The sequence below is a fragment of the Duganella sp. S19_KUP01_CR8 genome (assembly GCF_036688705.1).
GTDB lineage: Bacteria > Pseudomonadota > Gammaproteobacteria > Burkholderiales > Burkholderiaceae_D > Rugamonas.
The window spans coordinates 108,511-131,412 of the sequence record NZ_JAQQPR010000018.1; the positions used below are offsets into that span (position 1 = coordinate 108,511).

29 protein-coding genes are annotated in these 22,902 nt (G+C 62.5%); 21 read left to right on the forward strand and 8 right to left on the reverse strand.

Features of this window, described 5'->3' with window-relative positions; all coding sequences use genetic code 11:
• Positions 1-55: 55 nt before the first annotated feature.
• On the forward strand, positions 56-1,306 hold the full coding sequence (locus V6M89_RS18965) for an MFS transporter (RefSeq protein WP_332854626.1): 1,251 nt from the start codon (positions 56-58) through the stop codon (positions 1,304-1,306).
• Here the strand turns inward: V6M89_RS18965 and V6M89_RS18970 are convergent, their stop codons facing one another.
• On the reverse strand, positions 1,307-1,963 hold the full coding sequence (locus tag V6M89_RS18970; protein ID WP_332854627.1) for a hypothetical protein: 657 nt from the start codon (positions 1,961-1,963) through the stop codon (positions 1,307-1,309).
• Positions 1,964-2,082: 119 nt separating this feature from the next.
• Here V6M89_RS18970 and V6M89_RS18975 point away from each other — a divergent pair, with 119 nt between their 5' ends.
• From V6M89_RS18975 to V6M89_RS18990, 4 genes are all read left to right on the forward strand, one after another.
• Positions 2,083-2,841, forward strand: coding sequence for a DUF1223 domain-containing protein (locus tag V6M89_RS18975; RefSeq protein WP_332854628.1), 759 nt, complete (start codon positions 2,083-2,085; stop codon positions 2,839-2,841).
• 130 nt (positions 2,842-2,971) lie between these two features.
• On the forward strand, positions 2,972-3,307 hold the full coding sequence (locus tag V6M89_RS18980) for a hypothetical protein (RefSeq protein ID WP_116993522.1): 336 nt from the start codon (positions 2,972-2,974) through the stop codon (positions 3,305-3,307).
• Positions 3,308-3,349: 42 nt separating this feature from the next.
• Positions 3,350-3,601, forward strand: a complete 252-nt coding sequence (locus tag V6M89_RS18985) for a hypothetical protein (protein WP_332854629.1) — start codon at positions 3,350-3,352, stop codon at positions 3,599-3,601.
• Complete coding sequence (locus tag V6M89_RS18990; RefSeq protein ID WP_332854630.1) at positions 3,598-3,753, forward strand: hypothetical protein; 156 nt, start codon at positions 3,598-3,600, stop codon at positions 3,751-3,753. The genes V6M89_RS18985 and V6M89_RS18990 overlap by 4 nt, the downstream gene beginning before the upstream one ends.
• On the opposite strand, the gene V6M89_RS18995 is transcribed toward V6M89_RS18990, so the two are convergent.
• From V6M89_RS18995 to V6M89_RS19005, 3 genes are read right to left on the reverse strand one after another with little or no spacing between them, the layout of a single operon-like run.
• Positions 3,742-4,539: a hypothetical protein gene (locus V6M89_RS18995; RefSeq protein WP_332854631.1), complete on the reverse strand. Its 798-nt coding sequence runs from the start codon at positions 4,537-4,539 to the stop codon at positions 3,742-3,744. The genes V6M89_RS18990 and V6M89_RS18995 overlap by 12 nt on opposite strands.
• Entirely contained in the window at positions 4,539-5,768 is a 1,230-nt protein-coding gene (locus V6M89_RS19000; protein ID WP_332854632.1) for a CaiB/BaiF CoA transferase family protein, read from the reverse strand. The genes V6M89_RS18995 and V6M89_RS19000 overlap by 1 nt, the downstream gene beginning before the upstream one ends.
• 36 nt (positions 5,769-5,804) lie before the next feature.
• Positions 5,805-6,482: a M48 family metalloprotease gene (locus V6M89_RS19005; RefSeq protein ID WP_332854633.1), complete on the reverse strand. Its 678-nt coding sequence runs from the start codon at positions 6,480-6,482 to the stop codon at positions 5,805-5,807.
• Between the two features lie 157 nt (positions 6,483-6,639).
• Between V6M89_RS19005 and ugpQ the strand changes: the two genes are divergently transcribed.
• From ugpQ to V6M89_RS19035, 6 genes are all read left to right on the forward strand, one after another.
• Entirely contained in the window at positions 6,640-7,392 is a 753-nt protein-coding gene (gene ugpQ, locus V6M89_RS19010; RefSeq protein WP_332854670.1) for a glycerophosphodiester phosphodiesterase, read from the forward strand.
• A 183-nt stretch (positions 7,393-7,575) separates the two neighbouring features.
• Entirely contained in the window at positions 7,576-10,185 is a 2,610-nt protein-coding gene (gene alaS, locus V6M89_RS19015) for an alanine--tRNA ligase (protein ID WP_332854634.1), read from the forward strand.
• 201 nt (positions 10,186-10,386) lie between these two features.
• Entirely contained in the window at positions 10,387-10,644 is a 258-nt protein-coding gene (locus tag V6M89_RS19020) for a sulfurtransferase TusA family protein (protein ID WP_008445984.1), read from the forward strand.
• 175 nt (positions 10,645-10,819) lie between these two features.
• A complete protein-coding gene (locus V6M89_RS19025; protein ID WP_020705405.1) occupies positions 10,820-11,569 on the forward strand; it encodes an electron transfer flavoprotein subunit beta/FixA family protein in 750 nt (249 codons plus the stop codon).
• Positions 11,570-11,625: 56 nt separating this feature from the next.
• Positions 11,626-12,558, forward strand: coding sequence for an electron transfer flavoprotein subunit alpha/FixB family protein (locus V6M89_RS19030; RefSeq protein ID WP_332854635.1), 933 nt, complete (start codon positions 11,626-11,628; stop codon positions 12,556-12,558).
• Between the two features lie 75 nt (positions 12,559-12,633).
• Positions 12,634-14,424, forward strand: coding sequence for an acyl-CoA dehydrogenase (locus tag V6M89_RS19035; protein ID WP_332854636.1), 1,791 nt, complete (start codon positions 12,634-12,636; stop codon positions 14,422-14,424).
• Between the two features lie 97 nt (positions 14,425-14,521).
• Here the strand turns inward: V6M89_RS19035 and V6M89_RS19040 are convergent, their stop codons facing one another.
• Complete coding sequence (locus tag V6M89_RS19040) at positions 14,522-14,938, reverse strand: MarR family winged helix-turn-helix transcriptional regulator (protein ID WP_332854637.1); 417 nt, start codon at positions 14,936-14,938, stop codon at positions 14,522-14,524.
• Between the two features lie 92 nt (positions 14,939-15,030).
• Between V6M89_RS19040 and V6M89_RS19045 the strand changes: the two genes are divergently transcribed.
• The 4 genes from V6M89_RS19045 (at position 15,031) to V6M89_RS19060 (ending at position 16,574) form a co-directional block, all read left to right on the forward strand.
• Positions 15,031-15,768 (forward strand): siderophore-interacting protein, encoded by a 738-nt coding sequence (locus V6M89_RS19045; protein WP_332854638.1) that lies wholly within the window; start codon positions 15,031-15,033, stop codon positions 15,766-15,768.
• A gap of 74 nt (positions 15,769-15,842) precedes the next feature.
• Positions 15,843-16,079, forward strand: a complete 237-nt coding sequence (locus tag V6M89_RS19050; RefSeq protein WP_332854639.1) for a hypothetical protein — start codon at positions 15,843-15,845, stop codon at positions 16,077-16,079.
• Between the two features lie 172 nt (positions 16,080-16,251).
• Complete coding sequence (locus tag V6M89_RS19055; protein WP_332854640.1) at positions 16,252-16,356, forward strand: type II toxin-antitoxin system HicA family toxin; 105 nt, start codon at positions 16,252-16,254, stop codon at positions 16,354-16,356.
• Positions 16,353-16,574 carry a type II toxin-antitoxin system HicB family antitoxin gene (locus V6M89_RS19060; RefSeq protein WP_332854641.1) on the forward strand — a complete coding sequence of 74 codons (222 nt, stop codon included), beginning with the start codon at positions 16,353-16,355 and terminating at the stop codon, positions 16,572-16,574. The genes V6M89_RS19055 and V6M89_RS19060 overlap by 4 nt, the downstream gene beginning before the upstream one ends.
• On the opposite strand, the gene V6M89_RS19065 is transcribed toward V6M89_RS19060, so the two are convergent.
• Genes V6M89_RS19065 through V6M89_RS19075 form a run of 3 tightly spaced genes read right to left on the reverse strand, consistent with a single transcriptional unit; the run spans position 16,553 to position 18,630 of the window.
• The gene (locus V6M89_RS19065; protein ID WP_332854642.1) at positions 16,553-17,551 is read right to left on the reverse strand and encodes a proline dehydrogenase family protein; all 999 of its coding nucleotides are present in this window, start codon (positions 17,549-17,551) and stop codon (positions 16,553-16,555) included. The two genes, V6M89_RS19060 and V6M89_RS19065, sit on opposite strands and share 22 nt — an antisense overlap.
• Before the next feature lie 49 nt (positions 17,552-17,600).
• Positions 17,601-18,188, reverse strand: coding sequence for a glycine zipper 2TM domain-containing protein (locus V6M89_RS19070; RefSeq protein WP_332854643.1), 588 nt, complete (start codon positions 18,186-18,188; stop codon positions 17,601-17,603).
• A 13-nt stretch (positions 18,189-18,201) separates the two neighbouring features.
• Positions 18,202-18,630, reverse strand: a complete 429-nt coding sequence (locus V6M89_RS19075) for a hypothetical protein (RefSeq protein ID WP_332854644.1) — start codon at positions 18,628-18,630, stop codon at positions 18,202-18,204.
• A 218-nt stretch (positions 18,631-18,848) separates the two neighbouring features.
• Between V6M89_RS19075 and rpsP the strand changes: the two genes are divergently transcribed.
• From rpsP to V6M89_RS19105, 6 genes are all read left to right on the forward strand, one after another.
• Positions 18,849-19,094 carry a 30S ribosomal protein S16 gene (gene rpsP / locus V6M89_RS19080; RefSeq protein ID WP_332854645.1) on the forward strand — a complete coding sequence of 82 codons (246 nt, stop codon included), beginning with the start codon at positions 18,849-18,851 and terminating at the stop codon, positions 19,092-19,094.
• Between the two features lie 14 nt (positions 19,095-19,108).
• Positions 19,109-19,669 carry a ribosome maturation factor RimM gene (rimM, locus tag V6M89_RS19085; RefSeq protein WP_332854646.1) on the forward strand — a complete coding sequence of 187 codons (561 nt, stop codon included), beginning with the start codon at positions 19,109-19,111 and terminating at the stop codon, positions 19,667-19,669.
• A 21-nt stretch (positions 19,670-19,690) separates the two neighbouring features.
• Positions 19,691-20,437, forward strand: a complete 747-nt coding sequence (trmD, locus tag V6M89_RS19090) for a tRNA (guanosine(37)-N1)-methyltransferase TrmD (protein WP_116993507.1) — start codon at positions 19,691-19,693, stop codon at positions 20,435-20,437.
• Positions 20,438-20,555: 118 nt separating this feature from the next.
• The gene (gene rplS, locus V6M89_RS19095) at positions 20,556-20,942 is read left to right on the forward strand and encodes a 50S ribosomal protein L19 (RefSeq protein ID WP_008446022.1); all 387 of its coding nucleotides are present in this window, start codon (positions 20,556-20,558) and stop codon (positions 20,940-20,942) included.
• Positions 20,943-21,011: 69 nt separating this feature from the next.
• On the forward strand, positions 21,012-21,680 hold the full coding sequence (locus V6M89_RS19100) for a CoA pyrophosphatase (protein ID WP_332854647.1): 669 nt from the start codon (positions 21,012-21,014) through the stop codon (positions 21,678-21,680).
• A 55-nt stretch (positions 21,681-21,735) separates the two neighbouring features.
• Positions 21,736-22,704 (forward strand): CobD/CbiB family protein, encoded by a 969-nt coding sequence (locus V6M89_RS19105; protein WP_332854648.1) that lies wholly within the window; start codon positions 21,736-21,738, stop codon positions 22,702-22,704.
• Positions 22,705-22,902: the final 198 nt, after the last annotated feature.

Consider the following 22,902-nt stretch of genomic DNA (forward strand, 5'->3'; position numbering starts at 1 on the left):
GTGATTCGGTGCAATCCTAAGATGAGGACATCGTACCTCTGAAGAGAGCACCATCATGTCGTTGAGCGCCGCCGCACTACCTGCCATCTCCGCGCCTTCCGGTCCGGTGCCGCGCATTGCCGTCGGCAGTCCTGAATTCAAGCGCAGCAATCGGGCGCTGTTCTTTGGCGGCTTTTCCGCCTTCGCCTTGCTGTACAGCGTGCAGCCGCTGATGCCCTTGCTGTCGCATGAGTTCGCGCTGAGCGCGGCGCAGAGCAGCATGGTGTTGTCGGTGTCGACCGGGGCGCTGGCGGTGTCGCTGGTGGCGTCGAGCGCGGTGTCGGAGCGGCTGGGCCGCAAGCCGCTGATGGTGGCGGCGATGGCGATCGCGGCGTTGCTGACGATCTTGTGCGCGTTTGCCCATAGCTATCCGCAACTGTTGCTGATGCGCGCGGCGCTGGGCGTGGCGCTGGGCGGCATGCCGGCGATCGCCATGGCTTATCTGGGCGAGGAGATCGAGCCGGCCTCGCTGGGCTTGTCCATGGGGCTGTACATCAGCGGCAGCGCCTTCGGCGGCATGGCGGGGCGGGTGGTCACTTCGGTGTTGAGCGATCATTTCTCGTGGCGGCTGGCGATGGCTGCGGTGGGCGCGGCCGGTGTGCTGGCGGCGCTGGAGTTCTGGCGTTCGTTGCCGGCATCGCGCCATTTCGTCCCGGCGAGCGGCGGCTGGCGCACCTTGCCGGCCGGCTTCAAGCTGCATCTGTCCGATCCAGGCCTGCCCTGGCTGTTTGCGCTGGCGTTCCTGCTGATGGGGAGTTTCGTCAGCCTGTACAACTACATCGCGTATCGCCTGCTGGGCGCACCCTTCGGGCTGAGCCAGAGCGTGGTAGGGGCGGTGTCCTTCCTGTATTTGCTGGGGATTTACAGTTCGGTGTGGGCGGGGCGGCTGGCTGACCGCTACGGCCGGCGCCACGTGCTGTGGGCGGTGATGACCATCATGATCGCCGGTCTGTTGCTGACTTTGTCGAACTGGCTACCGTTGATTGTCGTTGGCGTGGCGTTGTTCACCTACGGCTTTTTCGCCTCGCATTCGATGGCCAGCAGCTGGGTGGGGCGGCGCGCCACCACCAACAAGGCGCTGGCGTCGGCGCTATATCTGTTTTTCTATTACCTCGGCTCCAGCGTGGTCGGTTCGGCCACCGGCGTGATGTGGGGCCGCAATGGCTGGCCCGGCGTGGTGCTGGTGTTGAGCGGCTTCCTGGGCCTGGCGTTCATGGTGGCGCTGCGCTTGCGTCGGCTGGCGCCGCTGGGGCAGGCCGAGCGCTAGTTATTTCGGGCAGTTGGTATATGACCTTCTGCCGTCCGGGTGGATGTTGATGCAGTAGGTGACGATAGCGGTGATGATTTTGTAAGTGCGTGTTTTGTTCTCGCCGTCTGGCGTGCTCAGTTCGATCATTTTTGCGGCCTGATACCACTTCGGCGGCACGGCTTCGTGCGCGGCGTTGATGCCGCGTTCCAGGCGGGCTTGCTTGCTGTCCGGCGGCGGCACCGGGGCGCGCTCGGGGTAGGCGGCGCGCAATTGCTTGTCTATTTTTCCCACGTCCAGCTTGGCCTTGCTCAGGATGTCGCTGGCGCTGGGCGGGCGTTGCGCGGCCGGCGCCTGGGCGAAGGGATCATCGGGGATGCTGGCTGGCGCTGGCGCGCTTGTCGGCGGGGGCGGCAGGATTTCGTCGGCTGTTGGCGGCGTAATCGCTTTCGGCGCCGGCGTGACCTTCGCTCTGGCCTGAGGCTCGGGTTGGACCTGCGGCTTGGGCGGGCTTTTGGCTGCGGGCCGCGCCATCGGCAGCAGCCACTGCATCGCCTCGCGCGGCGCACGTGGGATGTCGGCGGCATGCTGGCGCTGCATGAATGCGTAGATGATCGCTATGTGCAGCAATCCGGTGATGAGCAATCCGGGCAGGTGGCGTGGTCGATGTCTGATCATGCCGGGAGGATAACTTATTAATTGGATACTTATTGGCTTTATCACAAGTCCTTACAAAGCCTGTAAGTTTGCCGCCGGCGGCGCGACCAAGGTGCATCACTTATCGCCTTGGAGACGCCGTGAAACATTTAATCCTGAGCCTGGCCGCTGCGGCCGCACTGAATATTCCACCGGCGCTGGCCGCCGGTTGCAGCGCGCAGAGTCCGGCCTATCGCATTGCCTTGCTGGAGCTGTACACCTCCGAGGGGTGCAGCATTTGCCCGCCGGCCGACCGCTATGTCAGCGGCTTGCGCGCGGACGGCGTGACGGCGCAGCAGGCTGTGTTGCTGTCCGAGCATGTCGACTACTGGAACTACATCGGCTGGAAAGATCCGTTTTCCAGCAAGACCTACACCGACCGCCAGCGCTGGCTGAGCGACCTGGCCGGCTCGCGCACCATCTACACGCCGGAGATTTTTGTCGGCGGCAAGGAGCAGCGCGGCTGGCCGCGCGGTGTGCTTGATACGGTCAAGCGCATCAACAGCTTGGCGGCGCAGGCCGATATCGGCATCACGCTGGACGCGGCCAGTGCAAGTGGCCTGGCGGTCAGCGTGACGGCCAGGTCGGCGCACGAAGGCAAGCTGTTCGTCGCGTTGGTCGAGAGCGGCGTGGCCAGCCAGGTGAAGGCGGGCGAGAACAGCGGCCGCTTGCTGCGTCATGATTTCGTGGTGCGCGAGTGGCTGGCGCCGGTGCCGTTGGCTTCGGGTGGCGCGGTCGTTAGCCGGACGCTGGCGCTGCCTGCCGGTGTGTCGGCCAACCGCTTGGGCATCAGCGCCTTCGTGCAGACGGACAAGGGTGAGGTGTTACAGGCAATGTCGCTGCCGGTTTGCGGCGGCTAAATTTGATGGCGCGCTGATCTGCGTCAGTGTGCTTTTGTTTTGCGTTCGGCGCGTCGAAACTGGCGACTGCCTCCACTGTCGAATCTGCACTGGCACGCCTGTGCCTGATAAAACAGAGGAGGAGTTCATCATGCTGCAAGCGAACGACATCCAACATCGGTTTCATTTACTGGAACAAGCGATAGGGCAGGCATCGCAAGCCTGTTCAGCCGAGCGCCACGTGCCCGGCGAACTGCGCGACAGCATCCAGCGCTTGGACCGGCAATCCGATACGGCGAAGGAAGTGCTGCTGTCCCAGGACCAGCTGCGCATCCACAAGCTGATGCGCGAAATGGAACGGCTCTCCGAGCGGGCCAGGCAGGTCTGTATCAATGTCCCGCAACTGTCGTCGCAGATGCGCGGCGCGGTGAGCTATATGCATGGACAGGTCATGGAGCTCAAGCGGGATATGCGTATCAGTTCGTAACCACACGGAGGCGGGCCGCCTTCGTGGCGGCCTGCGAAGGCCATGCACCATAAACAAGTGACAAAAAATCAGGTTGCTCGCTTGCTGTATAGCATTGCGTTTTTCCTGATATTGACCACTACTGCGGTGTCGCTGGATCTATTGTCTCAATGGGTAAAGACGCTGGGGCTAGCAGAGTACACGTACGAAGTAATCGCATGGAGTGCTCACTCCATGCTGGCGCTGGACATGCTACTATTTTTCATCTACCTGCTTTTCGCAGGATGGGAGTTTGTAAGGGGGCTTCGAAAATGAACGATCCTTTGACCCGCAAGGAAGAAAGCTATGCGCGACGCATGTTTCGGGAAAGCTTGCGTCGTTATTTTGCTCCGCTGACTGGTGCGATCCGGGCTATCAAGGCGGAAATGATCCGCTCCGAACGAGAGCGGAAACGCTCAAGAGAATGAGTCTTTTGGAATCACATGCCGGAACGTCGGTTCGATGTTTTTGGCGTGCAGGTGCTGGATGATGTCTTCCAACGTCGCGTCTTTCAACAGCAGGCCTTCCGGGGCTGCGTGCACTGTCGGCGCCGCCGGTTTGTGCGGGCGCTCCTTGCCGTGCGGCGGGTGCATGGTGGTGATGGCGTGCGTGAACTGCTTGTCGCTGATGCTTTGCAGCCCCTCCAGGAACGCGGCTTGCGCTGCGTAGGGCGGCATCATTTCCAATCCCGATTCGTCGGCAAACGAGGCGCCCATGCCGGGATTGATGAAGGCGGCCCACCTGCCGCTGGCCATGTGCAGGCAAGGCGGCAGTTCGGCCGTCGTGCTGGTCAGGGTGTCGGGGCGCAGGCCGATCTCTTCGTTCGGGATGTCGGGGAAGTAGGTCTTGCGCAGCAGGTGCAGGAAATGCTGCGCCTGATTCAGCGGCACCGGCGTCTCCAGCGACAGCCACAAGGAATAACCGTTGCCACCGCTGATGCTGACCGCCGGCGCCGGCAGGCTCAGTTGATCTTGCAGCGCGTTCGCCACGCCGCACAGGCGATCCCAGTGCTGCATGGCCGGGGCGTCACCCATGCGGTTGAAGTCGACGATCAGCGCGCGCACCAGGCCGTTGTCGGAGACAAGGTTGAGGGCGGTCGTCTTGTCGCCGCTCAGATGTTGCGACAGCATTTGCGTCGTCAGCGCGCCTGCGGGGAAGCACTCCTGGTCGTCGAGCAGGTATAGCCGCTGCAATTCGGCGATCAGCTTGTCCATCACAGCACTCCCTGCGCGCGCAAGGCGGCGATGTCTTCGTCGCTCTGACCCAGCAGGTTGCGCAGGATCTCGTCGGTGTGCTGGCCCAGCAGTGGCGGCGCGACCGCGTTGTCGGTCGGCGTGAGCGACATCTTCATCGGGCTGCGCACCAGCTTGGTACTGCCAGCTGTTGGATGCGGCACGTCCATCACCAGCTCGCGCGCCAGTACTTGCGGGTTCTTGTAGACGTCGTCGAGATTGTTGATCGGGCCGCACGGCACGCCGACCGCTTCCAGCTTGTCGATCCAGAAATCGCGGGGCTGCGCCAGCACCATCTCGGCCAGCAGCGGCACCAGTTCGTCGCGATGCTTCACGCGCAGCGGGTTGGTCGCGTAGCGTTCGTGTGTCGCCAGGTCGGCGCGGCCGCCCACTTCGACAAACTTCTGGTACTGGCCGTCGTTGCCGGTGGCGACGATGATGTAGCCGTCGGCGCACTGGAACGTCTGGTACGGCACGATGTTCGGATGCGCGTTGCCCCAGCGCTTGGGCGGCTTGCCGCTGTTGAGGTAGTTGCTGCCCATGTTGGCCAGCATCGCCACTTGCACGTCCAGCAGCGCCATGTCGATGTACTGGCCTTCGCCGCTGCGGTCGCGGTGCGTCAGCGCGGCGAGGATGGCGATGGTGGCGTACATGCCGGTCATCAGGTCGGTCAGCGCCACGCCGGCTTTCTGCGGACCGCCGCCGGGCAGGTCGTCGCGCTCGCCGGTGACGGACATCAGGCCGCCCATGCCCTGGATCAGGAAATCGTAGCCGGCGCGGTGCGCGTAGGGGCCGTCCTGGCCGAAGCCGGTCACCGAGCAGTAGACCAGGTCGGGCTTGATGGCCTTCAGCGATTCATAGTCGAGGCCGTAGCGTTTGAGCTGGCCGACCTTGAAGTTTTCCAGCACCACGTCGCAGTGGCTGGCCAGTTCGCGGATCAGGGCCTGGCCGTCGGCGCTGGCAATGTCGATCGTGACCGAGCGCTTGCCGCGGTTGGCGGCCAGGTAGTAGGCCGCTTCGGTGGTGTCCTGGCCTTCGGCGTCCTTGGCGTACGGCGGGCCCCAGGCGCGGGTGTCGTCGCCGCTGCCGGGCCGTTCGATCTTGATGACGTCGGCGCCGAGGTCGGCCAGATTCTGCGAGCACCAGGGTCCCGCCAACACGCGGCTGAGGTCGAGGACGCGGATATGGCCTAGCGCTTTTGGAGCTGTCATGATGAGTGTAACCTTTTGAGTAATCCGATCAGGCCGCTAGTGTAGTGGCTCAGTCGGCGCTTGCACATAATTTTTTTGCAAGGTGGCGGCCAGTTCGCGCGCGGCCTGCCAGCGCAGCTGCGGCGATGGATAGTCCGGCTTGCTGCGGCGCGGTTGGAAGCTGCCCCGGTACATTTTCCTGAAATAGCCCGCCAGTTGCTCCGCCGGCCAGCCGGCCCGCCAGGCCAGCAGCATGCCTTCGCGGTCGGCTTCGACTTCCTGTGCATAGTTGGTGGACGCCAGTTGGTCGATCAGCTCGTTGTCGTAGTCGACCGCGTGTTCCAGTTCCAGGAAGGGGCGTTCGGCCCAGTGCGGCGCCAGCTGCAGCGCCTGCTGGTATTCCTTCAGGTTGTGGTGCAGGGCGGCGTGCTCGATCTCGTGCGCCAGCAGCATGGCCAGCTCGGCGTCGCCCAGTTCCAGCCGCTGCACATAGGCCTGGCTGACCAGGATTTTGCCGCCCGCCATGCAGTCGGCGTTCTGGTCGGGATCGTTGGTGGTGTGGACTTCCCAGGCCCAGCTGGCCGTGTCGGGATAGTCGCGCTTGGCGCGGGCGATCAGCGTCGCGGCGATGGCGTTGACGCGGGCGGTGAAGCGGGCGTCGGCGTCCAGCACGTGTTCGTCCAGGCGGGTGGCGTACACCTGGGCGGCGCGGGCGATGAGCAGTTGCTGGGTCAAGGCGGCGTCCTCAGTGGCCACGGCGGTGGGCGCGCCGGCCAGCAGAACGAACAGCGCTGGCAGCAGCAGTCGGCCTGCCCGGCGCCGCCTATTTGCCGCATCCCGCATTCGTGATAATGTTGACATCGTGTCCATCACTGCTTTCGAGGCATCCACCATGTGGCCCTACCCAAAAATCGTTGCACACCGCGGCGGCGGCGCGCTGGCGCCGGAAAATACCGTCGCCGGCCTGCGCGCCGGCCTGGCCTACGGCTTTCACGCGGTCGAGTTCGACGTCATGCTGTCGCGCGACGGCATCGGCATGGTGATCCACGATCCCGACTTCGGCCGCACGGTGGCGGGGCAGGGCAGCGTGGCCGGGACCGACGCCATCGAACTGTCCGGCATGGACGCGGGCAGCTGGTTCGGGCCGCAATTTCGCGATGAGCCGGTGCCATTCTTCACCCAGTTCATCGATTATTGCAAGCAGCAACGCATCTGGATGAACGTGGAAATCAAGCCGGCCGACGGTTACGAGCGTGAAACCGGTGCTTGGGTTGCAAAAATAACACGCGAGCATTATGCGGCCGAGATCGCGGCCGGCGATGTGGCTGCCGTCCCGTTGCTGTCCTCGTTCAGCTTCGATGCCCTGGCGGCCGCCCGCGACGTCGCGCCCTACCTGCCGCGCGGCTACCTGCTGGACCGCATCCCAGCCGATTGGCAGGCGCAGGCGCGCGAGCTGGGCGCCGTGGCCATCCATACCAACCAGAAGCACCTGACCCGCGAGCTGGCGGAGCAGATCAAGGCGGCCGGCTACGGGCTGTTTTGCTATACCGTCAACGATCCCGAGCGGGGCAGGGAGATCCTGTCCTGGGGCGTGGACGGGTTCTGCACCGATCGTATCGATTTGATCGGCCCGACTTTCGCCTAAGTTTCGCCTAAGAGGCTGCTTCAAACTGGACGTGGCTAGGCGCAGCGCCGAAGACAGTGCGCCCTGCACGGCAAGGCGCTGCAACGACGCCATGGCCAGTTTGAAGCAGCCTCCAAGACCCTATGGCTCTCACGGTCATATATAATCAACCCTTTGCATTTGCCAGCTACCACTGCTTACGACATGAAATCATCTGAAATCCGCGACAAATTCCTCAAGTTTTTTGAATCCAAGGGTCATTCGATTGTCCGTTCCAGCTCCCTGGTGCCTGGCAACGACCCGACCCTGCTGCTGACCAACAGCGGCATGGTGCAGTTCAAGGACGTGTTCACCGGTACCGACAGCCGTCCGTACACCCGCGCCACCTCCGTGCAGCGCTGCGTGCGCGCCGGCGGCAAGCACAACGATCTGGAAAACGTCGGCTACACCGCGCGTCACCACACTTTCTTCGAAATGCTGGGCAACTTCAGCTTCGGCGACTACTTCAAGCGCGACGCCATCAACTACGCGTGGGAACTGCTGACCAAGGTCTACGGCCTGCCGGTCGACAAGCTGACCGTCACCGTCTATATGGAAGACGACGAGGCCTACGACATCTGGGCCAACGAAGTGGGCGTGCCGAAAGAGCGCATCATCCGCATCGGCGACAACAAGGGCGCGCGCTACGCGTCGGACAACTTCTGGCAGATGGCCGACACCGGCCCATGCGGCCCGTGCACCGAGATCTTCTACGACCACGGCGCCGACATTCCAGGCGGCCCTCCAGGCTCGCCTGACGAAGACGGCGACCGCTTCATCGAAATCTGGAACCTGGTGTTCATGCAGTTCAACCGCGACGAAGCGGGCGTGATGCACAAGCTGCCGAAGCCGTGCGTCGACACCGGCATGGGCATGGAGCGCCTGGCCGCCGTGCTGCAACACGTGCATTCGAACTACGAGATCGACCTGTTCCAGGCCCTGATCAAGGCCGCCGCGCGCGAAACCGGCGCCACCGACCTGGAAAACAAATCGCTGCGCGTGATCGCCGACCACATCCGCGCCGCCGCCTTCATGATCGTCGACGGCGTGATCCCTGGCAGCGAAGGCCGTGCCTACGTCCTGCGCCGCATCATCCGCCGCGCGCTGCGTCACGGCCACAAGCTGGGCCAGACCAAGCCGTTCTTCTTCAAGCTGGTGGCCGACCTGTCGATCGAGATGGGCGCCGCCTATCCTGAGCTGGAAGAAGCCAAGGACCGCGTGGCCCAGATGCTGAAGGCCGAGGAAGAACGCTTCGGCGAGACGCTGGAAACCGGCATGAAAGTGCTGGAAGCCCAGTTGGCCAAGGACGGCAAGGGCATCGACGGCGCCACCGCCTTCACCTTGTACGAAACCTACGGCTTCCCGCCGGACCTGACCGCCGACATCTGCCGCGAACGCGATATCGAGTTCGACCAGGTGGGCTACGACGCCGCGCTGAAGGAAAGCCAGGAACTGTCGCGCAAAGGCGGCAAGTCGACCAAGGATGCCAAGGTCGAGTACAGCGGCGAGAAAAACAAATTCGTCGGCTACGACAACCTGACCCACAGCAGCAAGATCGTTGCCCTGTATGCAGCCGGCACGCCGGTGCAGGAACTGAAGGCTGGCCAGGCCGGCATCGTGGTGCTGGACACCACGCCGTTCTACGCCGAATCCGGCGGCCAGGTGGGCGACCAGGGCGTGATCGCCGCCGGTGCGGCCCAGTTCGCCGTCAGCGACACGCTGAAGATCCAGGCCGACGTATTCGGCCACCACGGCACGCTGGAATCCGGTTCGCTGAAGGTGGGCGACGCCGTCAGCGCCAATGTGGACGAAGCCAAGCGCGCGCGCACCATCCGCAACCACTCGGCCACCCACTTGATGCACAAAGCCCTGCGCGAAGTGCTGGGTTCGCACGTGGCACAGAAAGGTTCGCTGGTCGATCCTGACAAGGCCCGTTTCGACTTCAGCCACAACGCACCGATGACCGCCGAGCAGATCGCCCAGGTGGAAGACATCGTCAATCGCGAAGTGCTGGCCAACACCGCAGTCCAGCAGCACCACATGTCGTTCGACGACGCCGTCAAGCATGGCGCGATGGCGCTGTTCGGTGAGAAGTACGGCGATGAAGTGCGCGTGATGGACATCGGCAGCTCGAAAGAACTGTGCGGCGGCGTGCACGTGCACCGCACCGGCGACATCGGCCTGTTCAAGATCATCTCGGAAGGCGGCGTTGCGGCCGGTATCCGCCGCGTGGAAGCCGTGACCGGCGAAGGCGCAGTGGCACTGGTGCAGTCGATGAACCGCCGCCTGCTGGAAGCTTCGGCAGCGTTGAAGGCGAACCCGGAAGAACTGACCGCGCGTATCGGCCAGGTGCAGGACCATGTCAAGGCGCTGGAGAAGGAACTGGCCGCGCTGAAATCGAAACTGGCTTCGGGCCAGGGCGATGAGCTGGTCACGCAAGCGGTCGACGTCAACGGCATCAAGGTGCTGGCTGCGGTGCTGGAAGGCGCCGACGTGGCCCGCTTGCGCGAAACCATGGACAAGCTGAAGGACAAGCTGAAAACCGCCGCCATCGTGCTGGCCAGCGTGGCCGACGGCAAAGTGAGCCTGATCGCGGGCGTGACGGCGGACGCCACGTCCAAGGTCAAGGCCGGCGAGCTGGTGAACTTCGTTGCACAACAAGTGGGCGGAAAAGGCGGCGGACGCCCTGATATGGCGCAGGCCGGCGGTACCGATCCTAGTGGTTTGCCAGCGGCTTTGGCGGCTGTTCCGGGCTGGGTGGGCGAGCGCGCTTAAGTTGCCTAAAAGCCTTGTAATGCAGTAACTGTGCGGCCTGCGTATCTTGCGCAGGCCGTTGTTGTCTGGAGCGAGCTGTTGTATACTTGCCAGTTCCCGTTGCAAACTTGCAACGCACTACGAACTATTTTGGTGCAGCGCGTCATTCGATCTGTTTTGGAGTAGTATGACGTCAGTCCTAACAAAACATGCGGGTTCTTGATGAGCGACACGATACTTGAAAACGAAATCATGGAATTCCACAAAGAACTCGACGCACGCGGCCTGAACTGCCCGTTGCCGATTCTCAAGGCCAAGAAAGCCTTGTCCGAGTTGCAAAGTGGCGAAGTCCTGCGCATCATGGCGACGGACCCAGGTTCGGTGCGCGATTTCCAGGCATTTGCCAAGCAGACCGGCAACGCCCTGTTGTCCCATGTCCAGACCGGCCGCGAATTTGTCTTTTTGATGCAGCGCAAATAAGCCTGTTGCGTCTTTTTCTGTAGAAACATCGTCTGAGAGATTTATTTTTTAGACGATTTCTACTAGCTAAAAAACGCACGATCGTGCTTTATTTTCTTGTGCGGGCTGAATTTCTCATATAATCTAGCCCACATAATTTAGTCCCGAATTCTTTAATTTTTCCAAAGGCACAGCTATGAAAGTCTTGGTACCCGTCAAACGCGTGGTCGACTACAACGTCAAAGTGCGCGTCAAGTCCGACGGCACTGGCGTCGATATCGCCAACGTCAAAATGTCGATGAACCCATTCGATGAGATCGCGCTGGAAGAAGCGATGCGCCTCAAAGAAGCAGGTAAAGTCACCGAAGTGGTCGCCGTATCGTGCGGCGTGACCCAGTGCCAGGAAACCCTGCGCACCGGCATGGCGATCGGCGCCGACCGCGGCATCCTGGTGGAAACCGCTGTCGAGCTGGAGCCGCTGGCGGTCGCCAAGCTGCTGAAGGCGCTGGCTGACAAAGAGCAGCCACAGCTGATCATCCTGGGCAAGCAAGCGATCGACGATGACTCGAACCAGACCGGCCAGATGCTGGCAGCCCTGCTGGGTTGGCCGCAAGCGACGTTCGCGTCGAAAGTGGTGCTGGAAGACGGCAAAGTCACCGTGACGCGCGAAGTGGACGGCGGCCTGGAAACCCTGGCGCTGACGCTGCCTGCGATCATCACCACCGACCTGCGTTTGAACGAGCCACGCTATGTGACCCTGCCGAACATCATGAAGGCCAAGAAAAAACCGCTGGATGTGACCAAGCCGGAAGACCTGGGCGTCGATGTGACCCCGCGTCTGAAAACCCTGAAAGTCGTCGAGCCTGCAAAACGCTCGGCCGGCATCAAGGTGCCAGACGTCGCCACCCTGGTCGCAAAACTGCGCACCGAAGCCAAAGTCATCTAAGAACTTCATTTTCGTCGCCGGCGGTGCCGGGGACGGGAATAATCAAAGGAAAAATCATGGTCGCATTAGTTATCGCTGAACACGACAACGCTAGCCTGAAAGGCAGCACCCTCCACACCGTGACCGCCGCAGCCCAATGCGGTGGCGACGTGCACGTCCTGGTCGCTGGCTCGAACGCCGGCGCCGCCGCTGCCGCCGCCGCGCAAATCGCCGGCGTGTCGAAAGTCATCGTGGCGGACGCCGCTTACTTCGCCGACGGCCTGGCCGAGAACATCGCCGAGCAAGTGCTGGCGCTGGCAGGTTCGTACAGCCACATCCTGGCTCCAGCCACCGCCTACGGCAAGAACATCCTGCCGCGCGTTGCCGCCAAGCTGGACGTTGCACAGATTTCGGAAATCACCAAGGTGGACTCGCCGGACACTTTCGAGCGTCCTATCTACGCCGGTAACGCGATCGCCTACGTGCAATCGTCGGACAAGATCAAGGTCATCACCGTGCGTTCGACCGGTTTCGACGCCGCTGCCGCCACCGGCGGTTCGGCTGCGACCGAGAATGTCGCCGCAGTTGCCGACAGCGGCAAATCGGCCTTCGTCAGCCGCGAGCTGGCCAAGTCGGATCGTCCAGAACTGACCGCCGCCAAGATCATCGTTTCCGGCGGCCGCGGTATGGGCTCGGGCGAAGCGTTCAAGATCCTGGAACCGCTGGCAGACAAGCTGAACGCCGCCATGGGCGCATCGCGCGCAGCAGTCGACGCCGGCTACGTGCCGAACGACTGGCAAGTCGGCCAGACCGGCAAGATCGTTGCGCCTACGCTGTACATCGCCGTCGGCATCTCCGGCGCGATCCAGCACTTGGCCGGCATGAAGGACTCCAAAGTGATCGTCGCGGTCAACAAGGATCCTGAAGCACCGATCTTCTCCGTTGCCGACTACGGCATCGTCGGCGATCTGTTCGAAATCGTGCCGCAACTGGTTGCAGAACTGGGCTAATCAAGCCGTGATGAATACAGGGCCACGCTGATCCGGATGACCGGATTGCCGTGGCCTTTTTCTTGGAGACATAAGATGCCATATCAAGCACCCCTGAAAGACATGCTGTTCGTGATGAACGAACTGGCCGACCTGGCCGGCGTCAACGCGCTGCCGGGCAACGAAGACGCGACCCCGGACACGGCCGAAGCCGTGCTGGAAGAGAACGCGAAGTTCGTCGCCAACGTGGTGGCGCCGCTGAACAATCCTAGCGATAAAGATCCGAGCTTCTGGCACGACGGCCAGGTCACCACCTCCAAGGGCTTCAAGGACGCCTTCAAGGCGTTTGCCGAGGCTGGCTGGCAAGGTGTGCAGCATCCGGTGGAGTTTGGCGGCCAGGGCTTGCCGAAGTTGCTGGCGACGCCGTGCATTGAAATGCTCAACGCCGGCAGCATCTCGTTCGCGCTGTGCGCGCTGTTGTCGGATGGCGCGATCGAAGCGCTGCTGACCGCAGGCAGCGATGCGCAGAAAGCCATCTACCTGGAAAACCTGGTGTCGGGCAAATGGACCGGCACCATGAACCTGACCGAGCCGCAGGCCGGTTCCGACCTGGCCGCCGTGCGCACCCGCGCCGTGCCGCAGGACGACGGCACCTACAAGGTGTTCGGCACCAAGATCTTCATCACCTACGGCGAGCACGACTTCACCGAGAACATCGTGCACCTGGTGCTGGCGCGCACGCCGGACGCGCCTCCGGGCGTGAAGGGTATTTCGCTGTTCATCGTGCCTAAGTTCCTGGTCAACGCCGATGGCTCGCTGGGCGCGCGCAACGATGCGCATTGCGTGTCGATCGAACACAAGCTGGGCATCAAGGCCAGCCCGACCGCCGTGCTGCAATTCGGCGACCACGGCGGCGCCATCGGCACGCTGGTGGGCGAAGAGAACCGCGGCCTGGAATACATGTTCATCATGATGAACGCGGCCCGCTTCGGCGTCGGCCTGCAGGGCATCGGCCTGGCCGAGCGCGCTTACCAGAAGGCGGTGGCCTTCGCCAAGGACCGCGTGCAGTCGCGCGACCTGGCCGGTTCGGCCGGCCCGGTTTCGATCATTCATCATCCGGACGTGCGCCGCATGTTGATGTCGATGCGTTCGCAGACCGAGGCGGCGCGTGCGCTGGCCTACGTCGGCGCCGGCATCAGCGACGTGGCGCACAGCCACGCCGATGCCGAGGTGCGCAAGGCCAACCTGGCGGTGTATGAGTATCTGGTGCCGGTGATCAAGGGCTGGTCGACCGAGATGTCGCAAGACGTGACCCGCGACGGCGTGCAGGTGCATGGCGGCATGGGCTTCATCGAAGAGACCGGCGCGGCCCAGCACTACCGCGATTCGAAGATCCTGACGATCTACGAAGGCACGACCGCGATCCAGGCCAACGACCTGGTCGGCCGCAAGACCGTGCGCGACGGCGGCGCCGTAGCCAAGGGCATCATCGCCCAGGTGCGCGCGACCGAGGCGCAGCTGGCTGCCGTGGACCATGCCGACTTCAAGGCGATCCTGGCGCAGCTGTCGTCCGGCAGCAAGGATCTGGAAGCGGTGGTGGACTACGTGGTCGCCAATATGAAGAGCGATATCAAGGGTGTGTTCTCCGGTAGCGTGCTGTACCTGAAGCTGGCCGGCCTGGTGCTGGGCGGCTGGCAGATGGCGCGCGCGGCACTGGTGGCGCAGCAGAAGCTGGACGCCAACGAAGGCGACGCCAGCTTCTACAAGGCCAAGATCTCCACCGCGCGCTTCTTCGCCGACCACATCCTGTCGCAAGCATCGAGCCTGCGCATCGCCATCATCGACGGCAGCGCCGGCGTGCTGGCTTTGAGCGAAGACCAGTTCTAAACGCGTCCTGCGTAACCCGGGGTCAGGTCCCCCATTTGAGCATGAGCTCGGCTAACTAGCCGAACTCATGCTCAAATGGGGGACCTGACCCCGTTTTTTATGCGCAGTCGTCGAGGTTGGTTTTGACTTGCAGTAGCAGGCTGTGCAGCGTTTGCTGTTGTTCCGTGCTGAGGTTTTGCATGGCTTGGGTATTCAACGCTTCGGCCTGGCGCTTGATCTTTTGCTGGATGGCGCGGCCGGCGTCGGTCAGCGACAGGCAGGTGTTGCGGCGGTCGGCGACGTCGGCCTCGCCCTGCAGCAGGCCGCGTTCGCGCAACGCGGTGATCAGCCGTGTCAGCTGCGCCTTGTCCTTGCCGGTGCGCTTGGCCAGGTCGCTTTGCGTGCTGCCTGGATGGCGCGCGAAAAAGCCCAACACCCGGCCTTCCATCGGCGTCATCTCATGCTGGCCTTCGCGCAAGGCCTGGAATTGCTGCGAACGGAACTGATGCATGATCGTATGGATGAGATCGAGCACGCCATCCAGGTTGGGATCGCGAGAATGGTTGACTTTGTCATTTGATTTCGGAATAATAGGTGACATTATCAATTATCTGGTGAGGTAAAGACATGAGTATAGACGCTCCAATCAGCCGTGTGCAGCGGGTTCGCCATGAACTCAAGATCCGTGAAGTGACCGTGGCCGCGGTGCGCGACATCGGTACGCATTTCCGCCGCGTCACTTTCCGCGGCCCGGCCTTGCATGATTTCCATAGCGCCTCGTTCGACGATCACGTCAAATTTATCCTGGGGCAGGGCGAGGACGCGGTCAAGCGCGACTACACGCCGCGCAGCTTCGATCCGGTCGCGGGCGAGCTGTGCCTGGAGTTCGCGCTGCATGGCGACGGTCCCGCCGCGCGCTGGGCAGCGCAGGCGGCGCCCGGCCAGCGCGTGATCGTGGGCGGGCCGCGCGGCTCGTTCATCATTCCGGCCGATTACGACTGGCAACTGCTGGTTGGTGACGAGAGCGCCTTGCCGGCGATCGCCCGCCGTCTTGAAGAGTTGCCGGACGGCGTGCGCGTGGTCGTGATTGCGAAGGTGGGCGATGCGGCCGACCGTCGCGTGCTGTCCAGCGGCGCCGAGGTCGATCTGCGCTGGATCGTCAGCGATGAGGAGATGATCGCGGCGGTGCGCGCGTTCGCGCTGCCGGACGGCGATGGTTATGCCTGGTGCGCCGGCGAGGCCGCGACGATGGCGGCGGTTCGCCAGGAGCTGGTCGGGGTGAAGGGCCTGGGCAAGCACCAGATCCGCGCCGCCGCCTACTGGAAACGCGGCGGCAGCGGCTTCCACGCCACGCTGGAAGATTGAGCCCGGGCCTCAAAAAGTTGAATCCACCGCTGTGCGCGTTGCGTACAAGAAGGATATCAACCATGAGGCCCAGTATGAAATCCATTGTTCTTTCCCCGACACCATCCGCGTCCGATCGCAAAGCCTACGCCGTCAAGCGCATGAACATCGCGGCCCAGCGCCTGTTGCATGCCGAGTCTGCTGCGGAGGAAATCCGGGCTGGCCACTGGGTGCTGGCCTGGGCCGTGGCCGCCGGGGCCCGCCCTTCCGACCGCGCGCTGCGCGAGGCCGAGTCCAGTATGAGCTCGCTGGTGGAGTTGCGCCTGCACTGAAAGGCCGGCGGGGCTTGCCGGCCCGTCCGAATGGACTAGTTTGTGGGATGTCGATGCGACGTATGCGCGATTCGCTAAGCTCGCTGAATGAAGGTGCGCGCCGTAATTAGAATGCTGCTGAAAGATGGTTGGGATATAGTGAATATCCAGGGAGGCCATCGTCAATTCAAGCATGCCGTCAAAGCGGGGGCGGGTTACAGTTCCCGGCAAGTTGAGTGACGATCTGGCGCCCGGTACGCTCAACAGTATTCTCAAGCAGGCAGGGTTGAAAAAATGAATACGGTTCGTTACGCCATCGTTATTGAAAAACCCAAAGGAAACTATTCGGCTTATGTGCCGGACTTGCCGGGCTGCGTGGCCACGGGTACCACCGTGGCTGAGGCGGAGTCCTCGCTCAGGGAGGCCATTGTTTTCCATCTCGATGGCATGCGCGAGGATGGCTTGCCTATCCCCGCGCCGGCCAGCCTGGTCGCCTATGTGGATATCGCCGCCTGATTTGGGCTCATCACATCGATGATCGCCTGGTAGACGCGCACCGGTTCTTCGGCGATGCGGTTCAGCACGTAGAGGAAGTGCTCGTCGCCGAACACGGCGTACTCGCGGGTGGGGAAGCCGCGCGCGTGCAGCTCGGCGATCTGCTCGGTGCCCAGGCCGATCAGCGATTCGAATTCAAACCAGCGCGGGTCGATGCGCTCTTTCAGGATCAGCGCGCTGATGTCTTGCTGGATGCCGTGGTCGTGGGTGGCGATCGAGCACTTGTGGCCGCTCAGCAGCAGTTGCTGCGCGTAGCGGCGGTAGGCGGCGGCCAGCTCCGGGCTGTTGCGGTGGTGTGAGATCTGCTCCGCTTCGAGGAAGGCGCCTTTGACCAGGCGGATGCGGCCGGGGATCTTCATCAGCGACGGCAGGTCCTGCGCCGTGCGGTGGCGCTTGGCCGGCACGGTGATGCCGACGTTGTGCAAGCCTTCTTCCTGGTGCAGGCGCGCGTAGATGGCGTAGATGGCGTCGGCGCGGTCGGCCGCTTCCATCGAGATCATCACCTCGCGGTTGATGCCGGCGGCGGCCAGCGCGATGCGGCGGGCGTTGCGGTAGCCCAGCTCGGTGTCCACCGTCATGCCCACGTGCGACAGGTCGAGCGAGACCGAGCAGTTCAGGTTGCGCTGGCCGATGGCGTGGGTCAGCTCCATGAACACTTCCGTCTCGGCCATCGCGAACCCTTCGTCGCGCACGCTCTCGCCCATGTATTCGACCGAGGCCGCGTGGCCCTGGCCGATGATGTGCTCGACCCGTTGCAGCGCCTCGGCCACGGTGCGGCCGGCCACGTAGCGCTGCGACACCTTGTGCATATAGGGACGCAGCAGCGGATCGTTGCAGAATTTTTCCTTGGCGCTCTCGTCGAGCGCCAGCGCGCGCAGGGTGGTGGCGGCCTGGTCTACCAGCGGCTGCCATAGCACGGGGAAGGCGGGATGGTGCACGGAGTCTCCTGTATGAAAAAAAACAGCCCGGAGGCTGTCTTGATTTTACCTAGTTGCGGACCAGGTTGCCGTTGTTGTTGCGGACCCGGTCGCCGCTCATCATGCGCGGATCGTGGTCGAAGTTGAAGCTGACCTGCTTGCCGTCGTCATATTGCACGTGCACGGTCCACTGCTTGGTGGATTTGGCCTTCTCTTCGATCTTCTTGCCGGCGTAGGCGCCGCCGGCCGCGCCCGCCACGGTGGCCAGTTCGCGGCCGTGACCGCTGCCGACCTGGTTGCCCAGCAGGGCGCCCGCCACGCCGCCGGCGATCACGCCCAGCGCGCTGCCTTCGCCGGCCTTCTCGCTGACCACCACCGAGGTGACCTTGCCGCATTCCATGCAGCTGCCCGGTTTGGCGGGGCTGGCTTTCAGCTGGGCCTTGGCCAGCGCCAGCGATTTGTCGTATTCGGATTTGGCGTCGCGCGTGCATTGCATGCGGGCTGCCGAGTTGCTTTCTTCCGCGCACAGCTTCTTGTCGTCCGCGTAGCGGGTGGCAAGGCGCTTGGATTCTGCGTTGAATTGCTCTTTGGGTGTTTGTGCCAGGGCCGACGAGGCCAGGCCGGCCAGCACCAGTGCTGCCAGAATAGAACGGTTCATGCTTTTCTCCTTATTAACCGTAGGAACCACCAGTGTACAACAAGTCAAATAGCCGGGAAATCGTGGCGATCAGGCTGCCCGCGCCCACCATCATGCTGGCCACCAGCACCACGGCCAGCGGCCAGTGGGTGTCCGACTGCTTGCCGGAGCCGGGGTTGAAGCGGGCATCCCATTTCTCGTCGGACATCAGGCCCAGCACCAGCGCCTCGAGGAAGCCGACCAGGCCGGAGACCATGATGGGCAGCAGCTTGTAGAAGCCGTCGGCGTCCGGCCAGGTGGCGGAGATGGCGGCGGCGACCGGCAGCGCGGCCAGGTGGGCCCACAGCCAGGGGTCGCGCGGGCCGCGCAGGTACAGCCGTTGCAGGCCCAGGCCGCCAACCAGGAAGGCCAGCAGGGTGGCGAAGGTCTTGTTTTTGTGCGATGTGTGGTGCGAAACAGTCATGTTTGTTCGGCGGTAGACGGAAAACATGCAGTATCGGTCATAATACGGCCCCCGGCGGACCTTTTTTATGGACAAGGCTATTGCCCCGCACGCCGGTTCGGGGGATAATCTTCGATTACCCCAATCTGCCCGATTATTTCATTAACGCTTGCTGCTTCGCGGCAAAGCGCGCTATAATTTGCGGCTTTTTCCGTCCTAGCACACTTTTTGGAAATATTATGGTCGTTATTCGTTTAGCTCGTGGAGGCGCCAAGAAGCGTCCGTTCTTCAACATCGTTGCAACCGACTCGCGCAATCGTCGCGATGGCCGTTTCATCGAGCGCATCGGTTTCTACAACCCGATGGCATCCGGTGGCGAAGTGCCACTGCGCATCACCGCTGACCGTCTGGCTCACTGGCAATCGGTTGGCGCACAATTGTCGCCTACCGTGGCTCGCCTGGTAGCTTCGAACAAAGCTGTTTAAGTCTGGTTGCTGGTTTGACCGATAAGAATGCATCCGGGGTGCAAGTCCCCGACGATCTGGCACAGGTAGGCTTTGTCTTCGGTGCTTACGGCGTCGCTGGCTGGGTAAGGATACGTCCTTTCTCGGAAGATGCGGATGCACTCCTGTCGGTAAAAAACTGGTGGATCGACAAACCTAGCTTGCACGATGTCGAAGTCAAGCAGTGCAAACTGCATGGCGGCGACGTGGTTGCACAGCTGGCGGGAGTGACCGATCGGGACGTCGCAGAAGCGCTGAAGGGCGCAGCTGTTTCGGTTCCGCGCAGTCGTTTCCCGGCCTTGTCCGACGATGAGTTTTACTGGACCGAGTTGATTGGTCTGGAAGTAGAGAATTTGCAAGGTGAGCACCTCGGTACGGTGACTGACATGATGAGCAATGGTCCGCAGTCGATCTTGCGCATACAGCCAGCCGCTACGCCAGATGCAGATCCCGAAGTTGCGGCGCAAGAGCGCCTGATTCCATTTGTGGACGCGTTTGTCATCAAGGTAGACAAGGCCGCAAAGAAGATCACTGTCGACTGGGGCCTTGATTATTAAAGAACATAAGGGCGGCCCGCCATGCAATTCGATGTCGTGACCCTGTTCCCTGAAATGTTCGCCGCACTGACGCAGTCGGGTGTCACCCGGCGCGCGTTTGAACAGAATAAATGTGGCTTGTCGTTGTGGAATCCGCGTGATTTCACGACCGACAATCACCGTACCGTGGATGACCGCCCCTATGGCGGCGGCCCCGGCATGGTGATGCTGGCCAAACCCCTGGAAGCGACGCTCAACGCGGCGAAGCAACGCCAGACCGAAGCCGGTCTGCCGACGCCCCGCGTGGTGTTCATGTCGCCCCAGGGCAAGCAGTTGACGCACGAGCGCGTGATGCAGCTGAAGCAGGAGCCCGGTCTGGTGATCCTGTGCGGCCGCTACGAAGCCGTGGACCAGCGTTTGCTGGACCGTTGCATCGATGAAGAAATCAGCCTTGGCGATTTCGTGCTGTCCGGCGGCGAGTTGCCGGCGATGGCCTTGATGGATGCCGTGATCCGCCAGATTCCCGGCGTGTTGAACACGGATGCATCGGCGATCGAGGACAGCTTCGTCAACGGCCTGCTGGATTCGCCGCACTACACGCGGCCGGAAACGTATGAAGGTGTGGGCGTGCCGCCGGTACTGATGGGCGGCAACCATGCCGAGATCGAGAAATGGCGCCGCCAGCGCATGCTGGAGGCGACCGCGCGCAAGCGCCCGGATTTGCTGGTCAAGGCGCGTGAGGCAGGGCAGCTCACCAAGCTTGACGAAAAGTTTTTGGCAGGTTTGTAAACCTGTTGTTGTAGAAGCCGGCCCACATGTCGTGGGCCTGGTGTTTAACCCCATCCTCTACTGGGCATCGAGTTTCGACTCATAGCGCGCCAGCACGATGGTTTATGGAGTCATCTAAATGAATCTGATTCAACAACTCGAGCAAGAAGAAATCGCTCGCCTGGGCAAAAGCATCCCTGACTTTGCACCTGGCGATACCGTGATCGTCAACGTTAACGTAGTCGAAGGCACCCGCAAGCGCGCCCAGGCTTACGAAGGCGTGGTCATCTCCCGTCGTAACCGTGGCCTGAACTCGAACTTCATCGTTCGTAAGATCTCGTCCGGCGAAGGCGTCGAGCGTACCTTCCAGCTGTACTCCCCGCTGATCGCTTCGATCGAAGTGAAACGCCGCGGTGACGTACGTCGCGCTAAACTGTACTACCTGCGTGATCGTTCCGGTAAATCGGCACGTATCAAGGAAAAACTGCCAAACCGTCGCCCAGTGGCGAAAGCAACCGCCGCTTAATAGCTGCGTTTGTGTTTGGATAGAAGGGGCGCCTGCTGGTGCCCCTTTTTTTTCATAATGGAGTCGCGTTTGGCCAAGCCCCTGTTCGATCCCCAGCAACTACCAATTGATGCCATCGCCGGCGAGCCCGCCGTCGCGCCGGAGCGCCTGACGCCCGCGTGGCTGCGCGGCCGCTTCATCGAATCGCCGCCGTGGACGCCCGAGGGCGCCGAGGAATCGCTGGGCAGCCTGTCGCAGCGGCCGACGCCGACGCCGGCCTCGGTGCTGATCCCGCTGGTGCTGCGCGAGGGCGGCCTGACCATCCTGCTGACCCAGCGCACCGCGCACCTGACCGATCATGGCGGGCAAATCAGCTTTCCCGGCGGCCGCGCCGAAGACTACGACAGCGATGCGGTCGATACCGCGCTGCGCGAGTCGGAGGAGGAGATCGGCCTGGCGCGCCGCCATGTCGATGTGCTGGGCACCTTGCCCAAGTATCTGACCGGCACCGGTTATTGCGTCACGCCAGTGGTGGCCCTGATCGCGCCGCCGTTCGAGCTGACCGCCGATCCGTCCGAAGTGGCGGAAATCTTCGAGGTACCGCTGGCCTTCCTGATGGATGGCCTGAACCATCAGCGGCTGTCGGTGGAGTTGCCGGGTGGGCGGCGCAGCTTCTACGCCATGCCGTATGGCGACTACTACATCTGGGGCGCGACGGCGGGCATGCTGCGCAATCTGTTCCATTTCTTGCGCGCATAGTCACGTTAAGCTATCGTAGCGGGCATCAAGGCATTGCCGACTCAAAGGATCACTAATGACTTTTCTTTCCATTCTATGCGCGCTGTTGATCGAGCAAATGAAGCCGCTGCGCGCGGACAATCCGATCTACGCCGAAATCAAGCGCCTGGCGTTGCGGATGGAGATCTGGTTTAACGCCGGCGACTCGACCCACGGCCGCATGGGCTGGTTCCTGATGATGGCCATCCTGATGGTGCCGACGGCGCTGATCTACTGGGTGCTGAAGCACTACAACTGGTTCCTGGCGGCCTTCGCATGGAACGTGCTGATCGTCTACCTGACGCTGGGCTTCCGCCACTACAGCCACTATTTCACCTCGATCCAGCTGGCGCTGAACGCCGGCGACGAAGCCGCCGCGCGCGCGCTGCTGGCCGAATGGACCCGGCAGGACACGGTGGGCATGGAAACCTCCGAGATCGCCCGCCTGGCCGTCGAGAAATCGCTGATCACCACGCACCGCAATGTGTTCGGCGTGTTCTTCTGGTTCCTGATGCCGCTGGGCCCTGCCTGCGCCGTCATGTACCGCGTGTCCGAACACCTGGCGCGCGCCTGGAACGAGCCTGAGCACATGCGCAACGAGGCCTTCGGCCAGTTCGCCGCGCGCGCCTTCTACTGGATCGACTGGATACCGGTGCGCCTGACGGCCGTGGCCTTCGCCGTGGTCGGCAACTTCGAGGACGCGATCTACGCCTGGCGCAACTTCGCCCATCGCTGGACGGACGAGGCCATCGGCATCATCCTGTCGGCCGGCGGCGGCGCGATGGGTGTGCGCCTGGGCTCGCCGGTGGAGAACGCCGCCAAGGTGCTGCCGGCCGATGCCGCCACCGTCGACATCGGCGACGAGGAGCCGGACATGCTGCCGGGCGAAGAGCCCAGCGTGCGCGCGCTGCAAAGCACGGTGGGCCTGGTGTGGCGCGCCTTGCTGCTGTGGATGATGTTGTTATTGCTGTTGTCGGGCGCTGTCTGGCTCGGAGCGACCCCGTAACGAGAGACGAACACGGGTACAATAGCGGCATTGCTGTGGTGCAGAATGATGATTATTCTGCACCAAAGTGGTTAATCGCGTTGGAATTCGGATTGAAATCAATGGCTTACGTATTCAGGTCTTCTATAAGATATAATACGTAAGAATCTTACAGAATGATATCCGCCCGACCGACCAAGTCGGGATCTTCCACGCATT

What these genes read in the sequence shown, in the direction of transcription:
- V6M89_RS18965 (WP_332854626.1), top strand. Translation starts at nt 56, where the DNA reads ATGTCGTTGAGCGCCGCCGCACTACCTGCCATCTCCGCGCCTTCCGGT.
- V6M89_RS18970 (WP_332854627.1), bottom strand. Translation starts at nt 1,963, where the DNA reads ATGATCAGACATCGACCACGCCACCTGCCCGGATTGCTCATCACCGGA.
- V6M89_RS18980 (WP_116993522.1), top strand. Translation starts at nt 2,972, where the DNA reads ATGCTGCAAGCGAACGACATCCAACATCGGTTTCATTTACTGGAACAA.
- V6M89_RS18985 (WP_332854629.1), top strand. Translation starts at nt 3,350, where the DNA reads ATGCACCATAAACAAGTGACAAAAAATCAGGTTGCTCGCTTGCTGTAT.
- V6M89_RS18990 (WP_332854630.1), top strand. Translation starts at nt 3,598, where the DNA reads ATGAACGATCCTTTGACCCGCAAGGAAGAAAGCTATGCGCGACGCATG.
- V6M89_RS18995 (WP_332854631.1), bottom strand. Translation starts at nt 4,539, where the DNA reads ATGGACAAGCTGATCGCCGAATTGCAGCGGCTATACCTGCTCGACGAC.
- V6M89_RS19000 (WP_332854632.1), bottom strand. Translation starts at nt 5,768, where the DNA reads ATGACAGCTCCAAAAGCGCTAGGCCATATCCGCGTCCTCGACCTCAGC.
- ugpQ (WP_332854670.1), top strand. Translation starts at nt 6,640, where the DNA reads ATGTGGCCCTACCCAAAAATCGTTGCACACCGCGGCGGCGGCGCGCTG.
- alaS (WP_332854634.1), top strand. Translation starts at nt 7,576, where the DNA reads ATGAAATCATCTGAAATCCGCGACAAATTCCTCAAGTTTTTTGAATCC.
- V6M89_RS19020 (WP_008445984.1), top strand. Translation starts at nt 10,387, where the DNA reads ATGAGCGACACGATACTTGAAAACGAAATCATGGAATTCCACAAAGAA.
- V6M89_RS19025 (WP_020705405.1), top strand. Translation starts at nt 10,820, where the DNA reads ATGAAAGTCTTGGTACCCGTCAAACGCGTGGTCGACTACAACGTCAAA.
- V6M89_RS19030 (WP_332854635.1), top strand. Translation starts at nt 11,626, where the DNA reads ATGGTCGCATTAGTTATCGCTGAACACGACAACGCTAGCCTGAAAGGC.
- V6M89_RS19035 (WP_332854636.1), top strand. Translation starts at nt 12,634, where the DNA reads ATGCCATATCAAGCACCCCTGAAAGACATGCTGTTCGTGATGAACGAA.
- V6M89_RS19045 (WP_332854638.1), top strand. Translation starts at nt 15,031, where the DNA reads ATGAGTATAGACGCTCCAATCAGCCGTGTGCAGCGGGTTCGCCATGAA.
- V6M89_RS19050 (WP_332854639.1), top strand. Translation starts at nt 15,843, where the DNA reads ATGAAATCCATTGTTCTTTCCCCGACACCATCCGCGTCCGATCGCAAA.
- V6M89_RS19055 (WP_332854640.1), top strand. Translation starts at nt 16,252, where the DNA reads ATGCCGTCAAAGCGGGGGCGGGTTACAGTTCCCGGCAAGTTGAGTGAC.
- V6M89_RS19060 (WP_332854641.1), top strand. Translation starts at nt 16,353, where the DNA reads ATGAATACGGTTCGTTACGCCATCGTTATTGAAAAACCCAAAGGAAAC.
- V6M89_RS19070 (WP_332854643.1), bottom strand. Translation starts at nt 18,188, where the DNA reads ATGAACCGTTCTATTCTGGCAGCACTGGTGCTGGCCGGCCTGGCCTCG.
- V6M89_RS19075 (WP_332854644.1), bottom strand. Translation starts at nt 18,630, where the DNA reads ATGACTGTTTCGCACCACACATCGCACAAAAACAAGACCTTCGCCACC.
- rpsP (WP_332854645.1), top strand. Translation starts at nt 18,849, where the DNA reads ATGGTCGTTATTCGTTTAGCTCGTGGAGGCGCCAAGAAGCGTCCGTTC.
- trmD (WP_116993507.1), top strand. Translation starts at nt 19,691, where the DNA reads ATGCAATTCGATGTCGTGACCCTGTTCCCTGAAATGTTCGCCGCACTG.
- rplS (WP_008446022.1), top strand. Translation starts at nt 20,556, where the DNA reads ATGAATCTGATTCAACAACTCGAGCAAGAAGAAATCGCTCGCCTGGGC.
- V6M89_RS19105 (WP_332854648.1), top strand. Translation starts at nt 21,736, where the DNA reads ATGACTTTTCTTTCCATTCTATGCGCGCTGTTGATCGAGCAAATGAAG.